The following is a 17870-nucleotide window of genomic DNA, read 5'->3' as shown; positions in this document are numbered from 1 at the left end:
CCTTGAGCCATACCATCCAGGTAGTAATGATGGATTTTTTAACAAAAAATAATGAAAAATTACCCTAATCGCTCAATTTAAAGTCAATATCGAGCAATAACGATAAAAAATAGAGGAAAAATGATCGAAATCGAAATTAATAGGTAAATAACGTTACAGGAATAGCAAAGCCTCGGATCATGACTCAAAGCCCGATATATCTGTTGAACGTGTTTATTGATTGTACGTATTGATCGTGCGTGTTGAACGTGTCTGTCGACGGTGAACTCGGTATCGATTGAACCGAGAAGCAGAATCAGGGCGCTTAGCCCCTAAAAACAAAAGCCTCCGCAAAAGCGGAGGCGTTCCCTCTAACGACAAGGCGCGCTAAGCGGTAACAGCCCTGTCCTCCATGGCTTTTCGCCAGCCTCCCAACCAGTAAGACCGGGCATTAATTGATTGATAAGGACAAAATTCCTTTGGTCTACCGACAATACCTGCTTGATAACCACGTGAATGAGCCCGTTCCAGGCGATCGCGTTTCTGTCTCTTCATGCCTTATTTCCCTCATTATTTATCTGGTGGAAAGAAAACAATGATTACTTTGTAAGCAATCACAGACTATCAATACCGATTCTGTCGCCAAAGGTCAAGGCGCAAAATTCACGCCAGTGTCATATTTGTGATCCAAAATAGGAATTTTCCCCACTACAAAACGCAAAACCCTAACTGATTGAAAACAATAAAAAACCTCTAAAAACGTAATGCAATCACAGCATTACATCTTTAGAGGCCTGATTTCTTAGCACGCTGTTTGTGTCAAACCGTGACCGGATAATACCGAGTCCCTGTCATCGTTATTTCAGCGTACCCGCCTGCTGGGCAATCGACTGGGAAACCTGCTGCCAGCCTTGCGCCAGCGTTCTTACCAACGCGTCGTAGCCATCTTCTTTTTGTGGCAGCACTACGCTAAAGGGGCGTTTAACCACTTTTCCCTGATAGGTCAGCATCCATTCACCACTGACGATGACATTGCCATCATAACGGCCGTGAAAGCCTGTAACCGCCACATTCAGCACAGCCTGCTCGCTTCCCTGCGGCTGTGTAGTCACGATCCAACCGGGCAGTTTATTTCCCAGGTTCGTCACCAGCGCCTGCTGCAATTGCTGATCCAACGGGCTGGCCCACAGGTTGTTACTGGCAATGACATACTGCACATCGTTAGTCTGATACACCAAGCCTGCATTAACGAGGTAATCCGCCACGCTGACATGTTCCACCCATAGCGGATGCCCCTGAGTCACCGCAGTTTGCGTCGTATTGGTCTCCGCGATTGTCGGCAGTTGATAGTACGTTTTCTGCGTATTGCTACTGCTGCACGCGCTCAATACCAAAGCCAGAACCAGTGTCCATGCTTTCATCATTATTTTGCCCTCTTCGGCTGAGGATCCTGACTACCCGAGGCCTCAAAGACCAATGCATTACTTTTCTCGTTTAGGGTACGCAGCACAGGCTGTAGCTCTCGCAGCACCTGATCCAACCGCTGCATATCCGCCACCATCTTGTTATACGCCGGTGAGCCGGGCTGGAAGCCTTTCATACTGCGATTCAATTCAAGCAACGTTTTTTGCATATCTTCCGGCAAATCCTGCATCGCTTTGCTGGATGTCAGCTTGTTCAGCGCGGCCATCGTTTTTTGCATTTCACGCAGCGTTGCCTGACTTTCCGTCAGCGTCTTCGTTGCTTCATTGACCATCGGGTTCAGCGGCAGGCTATTCACCTTATCCAGTACGGCCATCAGCTTCTGCTGAATCTGTGACAGGCCACCGTCAATGGTGGGCAGAACCGGGTAGCCGTCCAGAACGAACAGCTGTTTATCCACTTTCTCTTTTGGATAAAAATCGAGATCGATATAGAGCGCACCCGTCAGAAGGTTCGCCGACTTCATCGATGCGCGCAGCCCCAGCGACTGAGCTTGCTTCAGATGCTGTTCAAAATCGAACGAGCCGCCAATCTTCTTCTCGAATCGATCGGGTTCAATACGGATCAGCACCGGAATGCGATAGTCATCATCCAGTTCCTGCTTCATATTGCGCGGGAAAAACGGCGCTTCGGCAACCGTTCCCAGTCGAATGCCGCGGAATTCAACCGGCGCACCCGCCTGTAGACCACGGATCGATTCGCTGAAGAACAGCAGATACTCTTTATATTCGGTGTATAGCGAGTCCTGAATGCTGCGCTGGCTATCAAACAGTCGGTACTGTGCCATTGTCTTGGCCGCATCGCCCAGCTCCCACCCGGCAGGGACATCAAAGCTGACGCCACCGCTGAATAGCGTAGTCAGCGAGCCCATTTCGACACGCATGCCCTGCGCCGACATATCGAACGCTACGCCGCTGTCTTTCCAGAAACGGACGTTGGTCGTGACCAAGCCGTCATACGGCGCAGAGATAAACAGCTGATAGCGCATCTTGCGTGCTTTCGGATCGAACTCGCTGGTTTCCACCGACCCCACCCGATAGCCGCGGAACAGGACCGGATCGCCCGCATTCAGCTGCCCGGATTGCTCACTGTCCAATATCACTCTGATGCCTTTCGCATCCGGTGAGGCCAGCGGCGGTGCATCCTGCAGAGTAAACTCGCTTTTACCCTCTTTACTGGCTCCGGGCTGTAGCTCAATGTAAGCGCCGGATAACAGCGTCCCCAGACCGGAAACGCCTTCGCGACCAATTTGCGGCTTCACCACCCAGAAAGCGGAATCCTGCTTGAGCAGTTTATCCATACCATCATGCAGACGTGCTTTGATCTCCACTTGATGGAGGTCGTCACTCAGTACGACGCTCTCTACCACCCCGACGTCTACGCTACGGCTTTTGATGGCCGTTTTTCCCGCTTCAATGCCTTCTGCGTTGCTGGTAATCAGCGTAATTTGCGGCCCTTGATGGCTGAAATGGTAAAACAGTATCCAGGCACCGATCAGTACCGTGACAATCGGCACAATCCAGACCGGAGACCAGCGTTTAATCGTTTCTACATCCGCAATGGCATGGTTATCTTTCGCCAACGGCAGGCTCCTTATGAAGAACATCATCGCGACGATCCCACAACAAACGGGGATCAAACATCATCGCGGCAAACATGGTCAGAATCACCACGGCCGCGAACAATACCGCCCCAACGGCGGGATAAATACTCATCAGGCGACCGATGCGCACCATCGCCGACAAGACGGCAATAACGAACACATCAATCATCGACCAGCGTCCAACAAACTCCACCATCTCATAGATGACATGCATACGCTCGCTGTCTTCCTTTTTTTTGGTTTTGCCATTGGCATGCCAGCAAAGCCAGCCTAGCGCCAGCATTTTTAGCGATGGCACCATGACGCTGGCGACAAAAATCACCAGCGCGACAGGGTAAGATCCCATTCCCCACAGCAAGACGACGCCCGACATAATCGTCGATCCCATGCGATCGCCGAAGGCTTCGGTCACCATAATCGGCATCAAATTCGAGGGGATATACAGCATGATAGAGGTGATCAGCAGGGCCAACGTCCATTGCAGGCTGTGCTTCTTGCGAGCATGTCCGCGTGAGTGGCAGCGCGGGCATACTAACTGACTCGCAGGCAGAATGGCGGTGCAGCATGAACACGAGCGCAGCCCTTGCGATAGCCCGCTTTGTCCCAGAACCGGTGGCGCAGGCAGCGCGGGCGGCGGCACGATGTCATTCCACAACCAGCGGCGGTCAAGGCTTTGGAAGGCCAGCAGCTGTAGCAGACAGAACAGGACAAAAGGCATAAAGCTGGTGCCGATGCCGATGTCACCATAGGCCATTAGTTTGACAAAGCTGACTAGCACGCCAGCCAAGAAAATCTCTGCCATCCCCCAGCTTTTGAGGTGGAACAGCATTTTGCCCAGGTTTTTTTTCAACGCCAGCGGCAGCGAGGCATGCAGGCAAAGCAGAATGAGGGTCGCCATACTGAAAGCCGGGACCAGTTGGACAAAAAGCATAAACAGCGTCGCGACGCTGGCGTAGTTTTCCACCACCATCACTTTAGGTATTTGTATCAGGGTAATTTCGCTGGTGATTCCCGCTACACGCATAGAAACGAAGGGGAAGAGATTTGCCAGTAATAGCATGAATAACGCGCTCACCGCATAGCCAACCGGTCGTTTACGCGGTTCCGTCTGGTGGCTGGTTAGCGCAGTTTTACAGCGTGGACAAGTCGCTTTCTGGCCGTGTAACAGCTCAGGTAATTCCACCAGCAGGTCGCACTGCGGGCACAGCATATAGTCATCATGGTGATGATGTTCGTGTTCAGAACCCTGTTCAGGGCTATGCCCATGCGCAGGGTCATGTTGAAGATCGTGCTTGTGTTGAAGATCAGGGTCATGCCGATCGTGATGGGAACACACGCATTCTCTCCTTCAAAATTCGTCAGCTTATAACCAAAAAACCATCAATACGAGACGTTACGCCCGTATTGATGGTGCTACACAGCAACGTGGATTAGCCGTTTTTCTGTGCTTCCAGCTCTTCCCAACGTTCGAAACAGGTTTCCAGCGCGCTTTCCGCTTCCGCTAGCGCACTTAAGACCTGCTGCGTCTCTTCGCGTGGGCGGTTAAAGAAACCCGCGTCACTCATCTGCGCTTGCAGCGACGCAATGTCCTGCTCCAGTTGCTCAAGACGCTGCGGCAACTGATCTAATTCGCGCTGCTGGTTATAACTTAATTTCCCCGCGCTTCGTTTAGCGGACGGTGCGGTGCTCGCTGCTGTCGCTGTCGTGGTTACTGCCGGCGCAGCCGTCGTGCGCAGTGGCGTGGCTGTGGCTCGCTGCTGTTGTGCATCGTAATACCCACCGACGAAGCGAGAAATTTTGCCGTCACCTTCAAAGATCCAGCATTCGGTCACCGAATTATCGACGAACTGACGGTCGTGGCTGACCAGCAGAACCGTACCCTGATAGCTTTCGATTAACTCTTCCAGCAATTCCAGCGTTTCCACGTCCAGATCGTTGGTCGGTTCATCGAGAATCAACAGGTTGCTAGGTTTGAGGAACAAGCGCGCCAACAGCAGACGGTTACGCTCCCCACCCGACAGCGCTTTGACTGGCGTCATGGCGCGTTTAGGATGGAACAGGAAGTCTTGCAGATAGCCCAACACATGGCGCGAGCGGCCGTTGACCATCACTTCCTGTTTGCCTTCCGCCAGGTTGTCCATCACCGTACGTTCTGGATCGAGTTCAGCGCGGTGCTGATCGAAATAGGCAACTTCCAACTTCGTGCCACAGTGCACACGACCGCTGACCGGTTCCAATCCACCCAGCATCAATTTTAGCAGAGTGGTTTTACCGCAGCCATTCGGCCCCACCAGCGCAATCTTGTCGCCGCGCTGTACCTGAGCGGAGAAATTGCGCGTCAGCACTTTCTTTTCACCCAGAGAACCCTGGTCAACATGATAGTTCACGTCTTCCAGCTCAAACACAATCTTGCCGGAGCGGGCAGCTTCTTCAACCTGCATTTTCGCCGAGCCCATCACTTCACGGCGCTGCGCACGTTCCTGACGCATGGCTTTCAGCGCTCGTACACGGCCTTCGTTACGGGTACGACGAGCTTTGATGCCCTGACGGATCCACACTTCTTCCTGCGCCAATTTGCGATCGAACTCCGCATTTTGCAGATCTTCCACCCGCAGCGCTTCTTCTTTCCCTTCCAGATATTTATCGTAGTTGCCCGGCCAGGAAACCAGCTTGCCGCGGTCAAGATCGACAATGCGGGTCGCCATATTGCGAATAAACGAACGGTCATGGGAGATAAAGATAATGCTGCCCTGGAACGTTTTCAGGAAGGTTTCCAGCCAGTCAATCGTTTCAATATCCAGGTGGTTAGTCGGTTCATCCAGCAGCAGCACACGCGGCGAACTCACCAGCGCTCTGCCGAGTGCGGCTTTACGCAGCCAGCCACCGGAAAGTGAAGCCAGCGGAGCATCGGCGGACAGACCAAGCTGTTCCAGCACTTCGTGAATGCGGCTTTCCAACTGCCACAGACCCTGATGCTCCAGAACGTCCTGCAACTTAGCCAGTTGATTCAGGTTCTTTTCGCTCGGGTCGCTTTCTACCAGACGCAGCATAGCGTGATAGTTTTTCAGGTGATCCGCCTGTGCGGCGACCCCTTCAGCGACAAAATCAAAGACGCTACCGGCAACATCCCGCGGGGGATCCTGTTGCAGGCGCGCGACAATCAGATCCTGTTCATAGGTGATACGGCCATCATCCAGCGGGACCTCTTTGGCCAGAATTTTCAGCAGGGTCGATTTTCCGGCACCGTTGCGGCCAACCAGACAAACGCGTTCATTCTCTTCGATATGGAGTTCGGTGTTATCCAACAGCGGCGCATCGCTGAACGACAGCCACGCACCTGAAACACTGATTAAAGACATCGGTTACTTTTCCTCACCGGCATGCGTTAGCAGCCAGCAGTTATGAATTTGACGATTGCGGGCAAAATCCTGCGATTGGGTCTGCGCGGTAATTTCTTTGGCGTTCAGCCCCAGCGCGGTCAGGCCAGCGGTATCCATCTGGAAGCCGCGTTTATTATTCGAGAACATGATGGTGCCGCCACGGCGCAACAAGCGTTTGAGACCTTTCATCAGCGCCAAATGATCGCGCTGGACATCAAACGACTCTTCCATACGTTTTGAGTTGGAGAAGGTCGGCGGGTCAATGAAGATCACATCAAACTGTTCATTGCAGTTATGTAACCATGACAGGCAATCCGCCTGAATCAGGCGATGCTGACGCCCGGTCAGGCCATTCACCCGCAGGTTTTTTTCTGCCCATTCCAGATAGGTGCGTGACATATCAACGGTGGTCGTTGAGCGTGCACCGCCCAATCCCGCGTGCACACTCGCCGTGCCGGTGTAGGCAAACAGGTTGAGAAAATCTTTGCCACGGCTCATCTCACCCAGCATTTTGCGGGCAATACGGTGGTCGAGGAATAGGCCAGTATCGAGGTAGTCGGTCAGGTTGACCCACAGCTTGGCACCAAACTCTTCCATCAGCAGGAAGTCGCCTTTCTGCGCCAGTTTCTCGTACTGATTTTTCCCTTTCTGACGTTCGCGCGTTTTCAGCACCAAACGGTTCGACGGTAATTCCAGCACGCTCAGCGTCGCGTTGATCACATCAAACAGGCGCTGACGGGCTTTTTGCGCATCAATGGTTTTCGGTGGCGCATACTCTTGTACGACGACCCAACTGCCGTAGCGGTCAACCGCCACATTATATTCAGGCAGATCGGCATCATAAATACGATAGCACTCAATCCCCTGCTGCTTCGCCCACTTCTCCAGCTTGCGCAGGTTTTTACGCAGACGGTTGGCAAAGTCTTCCGCGATTTGTCCCGCAGATTCACCCTGCGTTTCCGCCAGTTGGTAGTTCTTCTGTACGCAGTCCAGCGGGCCGTTTTTCGCTTTGAATTGGCGCTCAGCACGCAGTTGCAGACAGCTCAGCAGCTCTGGCGATGCACTGAACAGCGAGAGCTGCCAGCCACCAAAGTCGCTTTTCATCTTACGACCCAACATATTATGCAGGGCGATCAGCGCAGGTTCACTTTCCAGACGCTCACCGTAAGGCGGGTTGCTGACAACCGTGCCTTTCGGACCTTCCGGCAGTGGATTTTTTAGCTGTGCGGCATCCCTCACGTCGAAAGAAATCAGTTCGGCCACGCCTGCACGACGCGCATTAGCTTTGGCGATCTCGATCACTCGACGATCGTTATCCGATCCGAAAAAGCGGGATGTCGTTGCCTGCAACCCCTGACGGGCGCGCTGCTGCGCTTCCGACGTCACTTCTCGCCACAGTTCGGCATCGTGTTTTAACCAGGCGTTAAATCCCCAGTGCGTACGATGTAAACCGGGCGCGCGATCGGATGCGATCATCGCCGCTTCGATCAGCAACGTACCGGAACCACACATTGGATCGACCAGCGGCGTGCCGTTCTGCCAGCCGGAGCGTAAAACAATCGCCGCCGCCAGATTCTCTTTTAGCGGTGCCAGCCCAGCCAGATCGCGGTAACCACGCTGATGTAAGCCGTCGCCGCTTAAATCCAGCGACACACTGGCCATATCACGCTGTAAAAAGACATTAACGCGAATATCCGGCTGCTGTTTCGCTACGTCTGGACGCTGCCCGGTTTTGCGTGTGAAGCTATCCACAATCGCATCTTTAACTTTTAATGCGCCGTACTGGCTGTTGCGGATATCTTCATTGGTACCGGTAAAATGCACGGCAAAGGTTTTATCGATGCTGAAGATCGTTGACCAGTCAATCGCCTGCACGCCCAGATATAAGTCCAGATCGCTGTGTACCTTGAATTCATTCAGCGGCAGCAGAATGCGCGATGCCAGACGGCTCCACAGCAGGCTCTGGTACAGCAGGCGATTGTCACCCTCAAAATGGACACCGCCCTGCACAACCGCACAGGACTGCGCACCCAATGATTCGAGTTCGCTTTTTAATAACTCTTCCAATCCCCGCGCCGTACTGGCAAACAAAGCATTCATGTCGTCACTATCACCAAAAAATAGATTCATAAAAGAAATTGAGGCGCATTATAGCTAATCCGAGACGCTTGTCATAAAGTTGCCGTTTTAGTTTGGCAAGGAACAGGTCAGTGATTGGCGTAACGCGGCTTTATATTCATCCGGTAAAATCGATGCGGGGGTTACAGCTGTCCCACGCGATGGCGTCTGTTAGCGGTTTGGCGAACGATCGTGCCTTCATGATTACCGAATCGGATGGCACATTTATTACTGCTCGCCAGTATCCGCAGATGGTGTTATTTACCCCCGCCTTGTTACCCGATGGACTGTTTATTGCCGCGCCAGATGGTCAAACGGCCACGATACGTTTTGCCGACTTCACCGAGGCACCTCAGCCGACAGAAGTCTGGGGAACGCACTTTACGGCGCTCGTCGCCCCTGAAGCCATCAACCTCTGGTTAAGCCACTATTTTCAGCGTGCCGTACAGCTTCGCTGGGTAGGCAATGAACCATCGCGGCGAGTTAAGCATTATCCTGATGTTCCTCTGGCATTTGCCGATGGCTATCCGTTTCTGTTAATTAATGATGCCTCATTTCAGGCGCTGCGCCAGCGCTGTTCCGCCGGCATTAAAATCGAACAATTTCGCCCCAATTTGGTCGTAACAGGCGCGGAAGCCTTTGCCGAAGACAGTTGGAAGACCATTCGGATTGGCGAGGTTATTTTTGACGTCGTCAAACCCTGTAGCCGCTGCATTTTCACCACGGTCAGCATCGAACGGGGCCGTAAGCACCCGTCAGGAGAACCGCTGGCCACGCTGCAATCTTTCCGTACTGCCGAGAACGGCGACGTCGATTTTGGACAAAATCTGGTCGCCAGAAATACGGGCATCATTCGCGTGGGCGACACATTGGAAGTGTTAGCAACCAAAGCGCCGCGTCCTTATGGTTCTGGTCAGGTGGTCGAAAGTCTTGTGGTTCCCGAAAAAAGCGAACAAGTCGTCACCATCCACTATCAGGGAAAAGCGTTACAAGGGAACAATCAGCAGATTTTACTGGAGCAGTTGGAGCAACAAGGGATTCGAATTCCCTATTCTTGTCGGGCAGGATTGTGCGGTTGCTGTAAATTGACGTTAGTCAGCGGAGAGGTTTCCGCACTGAAGCAAAGTGCGATTAAAGGAAACGGCGAAATTCTTACCTGTAGCTGTATTCCTCAGAGTGACGTTCATCTGCAATAGCCAAAAAATAGCGTACATGCAGTTTGAAGTACGCCGAGGTGGTTTAGACGACCTTAGCGTACTCAAACGCCGACGTGCCCTCGCCCAACGTGGTTTCCCACTCAGCCCTATTCTGAACGACGGCAGGCATGAGTCTGTCGTGCATGATTTTTATGGCGTCACCCAGCCCCATGGTTTTTCCACTTAATGACAGCTGTTCTTGCGCCAGCAAACAGAGGCAGGCTTTATCCCCTGCTTCTGCTACCAGAAAACAGGCCGTTTCATGGGTTTCAGTGAGCTGTACTTGTACAACATCACCCGCCTGCGGCGAATACGTTACGGCATCCGGCTGTTGGATGAAGTGCCAGCTTTTTGGCATCAGCGGTTTTAGGAACCGACTTGCAACCAGCGCATTCAGCACTAATTCGCCCTGGAGATCACGATGCAGTGCCGCTTTCTGACATTTGTCGTTATAGGTAAAAAATAACGCGGCATCGTCGACACAGAATGCACATTCATTGAATGCATCCGGCGTTAGCATTTTAGACGGAAAACGAGAACGGAATAACATGCCGTTAGCCAAATCCAACATCAGGCGGTCGTGTTCGGTATCAAAATACCAGCGCCAGTTATCGTCAGGTTTTAACTTCATATTATTTACCCTTCGCCTTCATAGTAGAAATATCAGAAATGGCCGATTGTGTTTTCTCACATCACAATAATCGTTCATCGTCACAAACATTGCGGTAAGAAGATCAGTCATCCGTTGATAGATTATTTACGCAAACGGATAAAATATAGACTAGCCAGGGGGATAAATAAACCCCCAGCTAAAAATGAAAGGCATTTCGGATTAAATATGTGTAACGATATCTTTAATCAGGCGCGGACCGTGGAAAATAAAGCCTGAATATATCTGTACCAGCGATGCGCCAGCCGCCATTTTTTCGCGTGCGGCGACCAAAGAATCAATTCCGCCAACGCCAATAATCGGTAAACGTCCCGCTAATTCCTGTGACAAACGGCGGATAATTTCCGTGCTGCTTGTCTGCAACGGACGTCCACTTAATCCCCCTGTCTGCCCGCAATGGTTTAATCCCTGAATCAGTTTTCTGTCGAGCGTCGTATTGGTGGCAATCACGCCGTCGATGTTATGACGAACCAGACTGTCGGCAATTTGGATCAATTCTTCTTCAGAAAGATCCGGAGCGATCTTTACCGCCACGGGAACATATTTCTGATGCTTATCTTTTAATTCTGTCTGCTTGTTCTTTATCGCCAGCAAAAGATCGTCCAGCGCTTCACCATATTGCAAGCTGCGTAACCCCGGCGTATTGGGTGACGAAATGTTGATCGCGATATAACCTGCGTGAGGGTAAACCTTATCCATGCAGATCAAATAATCGTCTTTACCTTGCTCAACCGGCGTATCTTTATTCTTACCGATGTTGATCCCTAATACACCGCCAAAACGTGTTTTCTTTACATTTTCGACCAGATAATCCACGCCTTTATTATTGAAACCCATCCGGTTGATTAATCCTTCCGCTTCCACTACGCGGAATAATCTCGGTTTGTCATTACCGGATTGTGGACGCGGCGTTACCGTCCCCACTTCAATAAAACCAAATCCCATTGCGCCTAACGCATCAATACATTCGCCGTCTTTATCTAATCCCGCCGCCAGACCGAGTGGGTTTTTAAAAGATAATCCCATGCAGGTAACGGGCTTAGTAGGAACGGATTGGCGGACGAGAAATTCAAAAGGCGTGTTGGTAATACGGCGTAATTGTTGGAAGGTCAGCTCATGTGCTCGCTCTGGATCGAGCTGAAACAGGGCTTTTTTGATAACGGGATAGAACATATTGTCTCCTGAGATCCCTATCGCAAAGGTATCTTGCCTACGCTGGAAGTAAGCAATAGTGGATTAGCGCTTGATAATAACGTACGTCACGCTGTGGTAAGGGATAGATCGTAAAGACGCTGCAAGTACATCCCTGTAAGCTCGAGCCGCGCCATCCCTGGCGCGGACGCTTTACTCTTCTATCCCCTACCACCGTTATCATTCCGCAAAAATAATCGTCACAATCTAAGATTGTGAATTCACGGTCGGTGATGGTAATTCCATCTTTGCGGAAAGTAAAACGTTTGCGGAAACGGGGAATCGTGATGCGGGAATTATCGCCACACGCGGCAGGATACCGCGTGTGGCTGTGCTAATCGCGTGGCAGGATTAGTCTTGCAATGCCTTGCTGATCTTCTCGAACAGATCGCCAGACAGATTTTCCAACGTCTTCAGTTGCTCCAGCGCCTGACGCATTTGCGCCTGACGTTTAGCATCATAGCGTTTCAGACGGATCAACGGTTCGATCACTCGCGCCGCGACCTGCGGATTGCGGGTGTTCAAGTCGCTCAGGATCTCCGTCAGGAAGCGATAGCCACTGCCGTCTTCAGCATGGAACGCCGACGGGTTCGAGGCTGCAAACGCCCCCACCAACGAGCGCAGACGGTTAGGGTTGTTCAGGCTGAATGAACGGTGTTGCAGCAGCTCACGCACGCGGGTCAGCACATCGGCTGCCGGGCTGGTCGCTTGCAGTACAAACCACTTATCCATGACCAAACCATCCTGATGCCAGCGGTTATCAAACTGCGTCAACAGTTCATCACGCACCGGCAGCTGAGCCTCAACCGCCGCCGACAGCGCCGCCAGCGAATCTGTCATGTTATCCGCCTGACGGAACTGCGCTTGCACCAGTTTATCCGCCTGATCGGCATCGTTGAATGCCAGATAGTGCAGGCAGACGTTGCGCAGTGCGCGTTTGCCCATATCTGCGTGTTCGATGCGATATTGCGGCGCGTGATTCGCGTGGTATACCGCCAGCCACTCGTCCGCCATCTCTTTCGCCATCGTACGCGTCATGCTTTCGCGCACCGCAGCGATCGCCGTCGGATCGATGATGTCAAACAGCTCGGCAATCTCGTTTTCGCTCGGCAATGTCAGAATCTGAGAAGCCAGCATCGGATCCAGTTTTTCATCCAGCAACACGCCACGGAAAGCATCCACAACATGCATCGGCACGGAAAGTGGCTGTTTCTGCTGATAGCGGGAAACGTTCAGACGGATATAGTTAGCCAGCAGGCTCTGTGCTGCATCCCAACGCGAGAACGCATTGCTGGCGTGGCGCATCAGGAATGTCAGCTGTTCATCGCTCCAGGCATAATTCAGTTTTACCGGCGCAGAGAACTCACGTAATAAAGAAGGAATCGGGCGGCAAGGCACCTGATCGAAAATGAACGTCTGTTCGGATTCGGTCACATTAAGCACCGACGCCAACAGTTGACCATCTTTCTGTAGCGGAATGACCTGCCCTTGCGGATCGTACAGTTCGATATCTAACGGAATGTGCAGCGGCAGCTTCGGCTGTTTGTCGGCACCGACTGGGGTCATCTGGCTCACGCTCAGCAGATATTGTTGCGTCTGCGGATCGTAATCATCACGCACAGTCAGCACCGGCGTGCCCGATTGGCTGTACCAGCGGCGGAACTGCGTGAGATCGACACCAGAGGCATCTTCCATCGCCAGCACAAAGTCATCACAGGTCGCTGCGCTGCCGTCATGACGCTCAAAATACAGACGAATACCGGCCTGGAAGCCTTCCTCACCTAATAAGGTGTGCATCATGCGGATCACTTCCGATCCCTTTTCATAGACCGTCAGCGTGTAGAAGTTATTCATCTCGATCACCTGATCGGGACGAATCGGATGCGACATCGGGCTGGCATCTTCAGCAAACTGCGCCCCGCGCATCACACGCACGTTATCAATACGGTTCACCGGGCGCGAACCCAGATCGGAGCTGAACTCCTGATCGCGGAACACCGTCAGCCCTTCTTTCAGGCTAAGCTGGAACCAGTCGCGGCAGGTGACGCGGTTACCTGTCCAGTTGTGGAAATATTCATGACCGATCACCGCTTCAATATTCAGATAGTCTTTATCCGTCGCGGTTTCCGCCTTGGCCAGCACGTATTTAGAGTTGAATACGTTCAGCCCCTTGTTTTCCATCGCCCCCATGTTGAAGAAATCAACAGCGACGATCATATAGATGTCGAGATCGTATTCCAGACCGAAACGCTCTTCATCCCACTTCATCGAATTCTTCAGCGAGGTCATCGCCCAACCGGCACGATCGAGGTTGCCACGGTCAACATACAGCTCCAGCGCCACATCGCGACCAGAACGTGTCGTAAAGCGATCCTCAAGGACATCAAAATCGCCAGCAACCAGCGCGAACAGATAAGCGGGTTTCGGGAAGGGATCCTGCCACTCAATCCAGTGGCGGCCGCCTTCCAGCTCTCCTTGCGCAATACGATTGCCGTTAGAGAGTAAATAAGGATAGCGAGCTTTATCCGCTATGATGCGCGTCGTGAATTTCGCCAGCACATCCGGTCGGTCGAGATAATAAGTAATGTGGCGGAATCCTTCGGCCTCACACTGCGTACAGAGCGCATCGCCAGAGAGGTATAGCCCTTCCAGCGCGCTATTGGCGGCGGGATTGATTTCCGTTTCGATGCTGAGCGTAAAACGTGCGGGTAATTGCGTCAGAGTCAGGCCATCATCCTGCTGCTGGTAATGTGTCCACGGCTGACCATCGACGCTCAGGCTAATCAGTTTCAGCCCTTCGCCATCCAACTTCAACGGCGCGCCAGCGTCCCCCTGCAACACCACCTGACTAACGGCTTTTACGTGAGTTTTTTCGGCATGGAGATCGAAATCCAGTGCAATATCAGTAATGGTGTAATCCGGCGCACGGTAGTCATGGCGATATTTTATTTGCGGCTGTTGATTCATATAAAGTTTCCACCTCGTCATAAGCATCAAAGATCAAGTCTAAGCCTGTTATCTTAATGTTACCACGACAAAATAATGAGGATAATCATCGTACCGCGGTTCACTCCCGCACGTCTCGCTATGTTGTCGTAATGTAATAAACGGATAATCAAGGTATACTGACTGAACATTGCTGATTGTCCCAATGGTGGATAGGCATCTTACAAGGATGCTGTAACGCATTATGACTTTGCACACTTCCCCGATTCTGCACTCATTGCTGGATACCGATGCCTACAAGCTGCACATGCAACAGGCGGTGTATCATCATTATTATGATGTCGACGTTGCGGCTGAATTTCGCTGTCGCGGTGATGAGTTATTAGGCGTTTACGCTGATGAGATAGCCCATCAGGTCGATCTGATGCGTTTCTTGTCATTGAGTGACGATGAGTTCACCTATCTTTCTTCTCTGCCGTTCTTTAAGCCGGATTATCTCCACTGGCTGCGGGACTTCCGTTTTAATCCGCAGCAGGTTTCGATCAAGAATCATGCTGGCAAGCTGGATATCCGCATCACAGGGCCATGGCGTGAAGTGATTTTGTGGGAAGTTCCCTTGTTGGCCGTGATCAGTGAAGTCGTGCATCGCGATCGTTCGCCCGACATCACAGCCGAGCAGGCACTCACCCAACTGTCTGCCTCACTGGAGAGCTTCCGCCAGAACAGCGCAGATGTGGATCTCAGCCAATTCAAGCTAATGGATTTCGGCACGCGCCGGCGTTTCTCTCGTGATGTCCAACAGACGATTGTTACGACGCTGCGAGCCGATTTCCCTTATCTCATCGGCACCAGCAATTACGATCTGGCACGTCGTTTGGATATCACGCCTGTCGGTACGCAGGCGCATGAGTGGTTTCAGGCACATCAGCAGATTAGTCCGACGCTGGCAAACAGCCAGCGCGCCGCGCTACAAATGTGGCTACGGGAATATCCCACACATTTGGGTATTGCGTTGACCGACTGCATCACTATGGATGCCTTCCTGCGCGATTTCGATTTACCGTTCGCCGAAGCCTATCAGGGGCTGCGTCACGATTCTGGCGATCCGGTCGATTGGGGCGAAAAAGCCATTGCACATTATCAGCGACTGAACATCGATCCGATGAGCAAAACGCTGGTCTTCTCCGATAACCTGAATCTGGATAAAGCGCTGACGCTGTACCGCCATTTCGGGCAGCGCGTGAATCTGGTGTTTGGTATCGGCACGCGCCTTACATGTGATATCCCCAGCGTGAAACCGCTGAATATCGTGATCAAGCTGGTGGAATGCAACGGCAAACCGGTGGCAAAGCTCTCCGATAGTCCGGGGAAAACCATCTGCCAGGATCAGAACTTCGTGTGTGAACTGCGCAAAGCGTTTGACTTACCCCGGGTGAAAAAGGCCAGCTGAAACGTCCCTCTTATCCCCTAATACCCTAAATAATTCGAGTTTCAGGCAGGCGGCAAGAGAAGGCATCCCGATGAGCTTACTCAGGTAAGTGATTCGAGTGACAAATCTGCCGGGAGCAGATTTGAACGCTGCTTGCAGCGGCCCTTCAGGGCGAGGCCCACGATGGGCCGAGTATTTGAGCGCAGCCAACGCATATGCAACTTGAAGGATGACGGGTATTGACCAACTTTGCAGCAGATTCACCAGCATGAGCGAAAACTTCGCGCCATTCCGGTGATTTCTGCTTGTGTCCTGTTGCATCGCAAGTAACATAGCAAATGGCTCGGATTGGGCCATTTAGCGTTTTAACCACGATATATTTCTTACAACACGATTAATTAAAGAGAGAATTTTATGAGCGTAGTGCCTGTAGTCGATGTACTGCAAGGCCGTGTCGCCGTTGACAGCGAAGTCACCGTGCGCGGCTGGGTACGTACCCGGAGAGATTCTAAAGCCGGTATCTCCTTTATCGCCGTTTATGACGGCTCCTGCTTTAATCCATTACAGGCTGTCGTTAATAATAATCTCTCCAATTATCAGGATGACGTACTGCGCCTGACTACTGGCTGCTCCGTTGAAATCACCGGTAACGTCGTCGCGTCTCCGGGTGAAGGCCAGAGCTTCGAACTGCAAGCCACCAACGTCAATGTTGTCGGCTGGGTTGACGATCCTGATACCTACCCGATGGCGGCAAAGCGTCACAGCATTGAGTATCTGCGTGAAGTGGCGCATTTGCGTCCGCGTACGAATCTGATCGGTGCTGTTGCCCGCGTTCGCCATACACTGGCGCAGGCAATTCACCGCTTCTTCCACGAGAACGGTTACTTCTGGGTATCTACCCCGCTGATTACCGCATCCGACACCGAAGGCGCGGGTGAGATGTTCCGCGTTTCTACCCTCGATCTGGAAAACCTGCCGCGTACCGAACAAGGTAAAGTAGATTTCAGCGAAGACTTCTTCGGTAAAGAAGCGTTCCTGACCGTATCCGGCCAGCTGAATGGCGAAACCTACGCCTGTGCACTGTCCAACGTCTATACCTTTGGCCCAACGTTCCGTGCAGAAAACTCTAACACCAGCCGCCATCTGGCTGAGTTTTGGATGATCGAACCGGAAGTCGCTTTCGCTACGTTGGATGACGTCGCGGGTCTGGCCGAAAACCTGCTGAAATATGTTTTCCAGGCCGTCCTGAACGAGCGTGCCGATGATATGGCATTCTTTGCTGAGCGCGTCGATAAAGAAGCCATCACCCGACTGGAAAAATTCGTCAGCTCCGACTTCGCACAGGTGGATTACACCGATGCCGTCGAGATCCTGCTGAATTGTGGACAGCAATTCGAGAACCCGGTTTACTGGGGTGTTGATCTCTCCTCCGAGCACGAGCGTTATCTGGCAGAGCAACACTTCAAAGCACCGGTTGTCGTTAAAAACTACCCGAAAGACATCAAAGCCTTCTATATGCGTATGAATGACGACGGTAAGACCGTTGCCGCAATGGATGTTCTGGCACCGGGAATCGGCGAAATCATCGGTGGTTCTCAGCGTGAAGAGCGTCTGGCGCAGTTGGATAGCCGTCTGGAAGAGATGGGACTGAATAAAGAAGACTACTGGTGGTATCGTGATTTACGTCGTTACGGCACCATTCCACATTCCGGTTTCGGTTTAGGTTTTGAACGATTGATTGCCTATGTTACCGGTGTACAAAATGTGCGCGATGTCATTCCTTTCCCACGCACACCACGGAACGCCAGTTTCTAAATAAAAATTTAATATAAGTAAAACAAATATGTAGAAAAGAAGAGTCGGGTTTCCCGGCTCT

12 protein-coding genes are annotated in these 17870 nt (G+C 52.0%); 3 read left to right on the top strand and 9 right to left on the bottom strand.

Annotated elements, in window-relative coordinates:
* Positions 1-366 precede the first annotated feature (366 nt).
* The 6 genes from rmf to rlmKL all read right to left on the bottom strand — a co-directional run bounded on the left by rmf (position 367) and on the right by rlmKL (position 8544).
* A complete protein-coding gene (gene rmf, locus NXT09_RS02200; protein WP_010276992.1) occupies positions 367-534 on the bottom strand; it encodes a ribosome modulation factor in 168 nt (55 codons plus the stop codon).
* A 302-nt stretch (positions 535-836) separates the two neighbouring features.
* On the bottom strand, positions 837-1403 hold the full coding sequence (pqiC, locus tag NXT09_RS02195) for a membrane integrity-associated transporter subunit PqiC (protein ID WP_268578672.1): 567 nt from the start codon (positions 1401-1403) through the stop codon (positions 837-839).
* Complete coding sequence (pqiB, locus tag NXT09_RS02190; protein WP_370690890.1) at positions 1403-3070, bottom strand: intermembrane transport protein PqiB; 1668 nt, start codon at positions 3068-3070, stop codon at positions 1403-1405. Before pqiB ends, pqiC begins: the two co-directional genes overlap by 1 nt.
* The gene (gene pqiA, locus NXT09_RS02185) at positions 3030-4400 is read right to left on the bottom strand and encodes a membrane integrity-associated transporter subunit PqiA (RefSeq protein WP_268578670.1); all 1371 of its coding nucleotides are present in this window, start codon (positions 4398-4400) and stop codon (positions 3030-3032) included. The genes pqiB and pqiA overlap by 41 nt, the downstream gene beginning before the upstream one ends.
* 94 nt (positions 4401-4494) lie before the next feature.
* Entirely contained in the window at positions 4495-6423 is a 1929-nt protein-coding gene (locus NXT09_RS02180; RefSeq protein WP_268578669.1) for an ABC transporter ATP-binding protein, read from the bottom strand.
* Positions 6424-6426: 3 nt separating this feature from the next.
* Positions 6427-8544, bottom strand: coding sequence for a bifunctional 23S rRNA (guanine(2069)-N(7))-methyltransferase RlmK/23S rRNA (guanine(2445)-N(2))-methyltransferase RlmL (gene rlmKL, locus NXT09_RS02175; RefSeq protein WP_268578668.1), 2118 nt, complete (start codon positions 8542-8544; stop codon positions 6427-6429).
* 110 nt (positions 8545-8654) lie between these two features.
* Here rlmKL and NXT09_RS02170 point away from each other — a divergent pair, with 110 nt between their 5' ends.
* Entirely contained in the window at positions 8655-9758 is a 1104-nt protein-coding gene (locus NXT09_RS02170; RefSeq protein WP_268578667.1) for a YcbX family protein, read from the top strand.
* A gap of 43 nt (positions 9759-9801) precedes the next feature.
* On the opposite strand, the gene NXT09_RS02165 is transcribed toward NXT09_RS02170, so the two are convergent.
* The 3 genes from NXT09_RS02165 to pepN form a co-directional block, all read right to left on the bottom strand.
* Entirely contained in the window at positions 9802-10389 is a 588-nt protein-coding gene (locus tag NXT09_RS02165) for a cell division protein ZapC (RefSeq protein ID WP_014915124.1), read from the bottom strand.
* Positions 10390-10590: 201 nt separating this feature from the next.
* Positions 10591-11601, bottom strand: coding sequence for a quinone-dependent dihydroorotate dehydrogenase (gene pyrD, locus NXT09_RS02160; RefSeq protein ID WP_010277017.1), 1011 nt, complete (start codon positions 11599-11601; stop codon positions 10591-10593).
* A gap of 369 nt (positions 11602-11970) precedes the next feature.
* Complete coding sequence (pepN, locus tag NXT09_RS02155) at positions 11971-14586, bottom strand: aminopeptidase N (protein ID WP_268578666.1); 2616 nt, start codon at positions 14584-14586, stop codon at positions 11971-11973.
* A gap of 223 nt (positions 14587-14809) precedes the next feature.
* Here pepN and pncB point away from each other — a divergent pair, with 223 nt between their 5' ends.
* Both pncB and asnS read left to right on the top strand, forming a co-directional pair.
* Positions 14810-16015 (top strand): nicotinate phosphoribosyltransferase, encoded by a 1206-nt coding sequence (pncB, locus tag NXT09_RS02150; RefSeq protein ID WP_268578665.1) that lies wholly within the window; start codon positions 14810-14812, stop codon positions 16013-16015.
* A gap of 393 nt (positions 16016-16408) precedes the next feature.
* On the top strand, positions 16409-17809 hold the full coding sequence (gene asnS / locus NXT09_RS02145; protein WP_268578664.1) for an asparagine--tRNA ligase: 1401 nt from the start codon (positions 16409-16411) through the stop codon (positions 17807-17809).
* The last annotated feature ends 61 nt before the right edge of the window (positions 17810-17870 follow it).

Origin of the sequence: Pectobacterium jejuense, from assembly GCF_026800125.1 — a bacterium.
Taxonomy (GTDB): Bacteria; Pseudomonadota; Gammaproteobacteria; order Enterobacterales; family Enterobacteriaceae; genus Pectobacterium; species Pectobacterium jejuense.
This window is presented reverse-complemented; position numbering and strand designations above follow the sequence as displayed.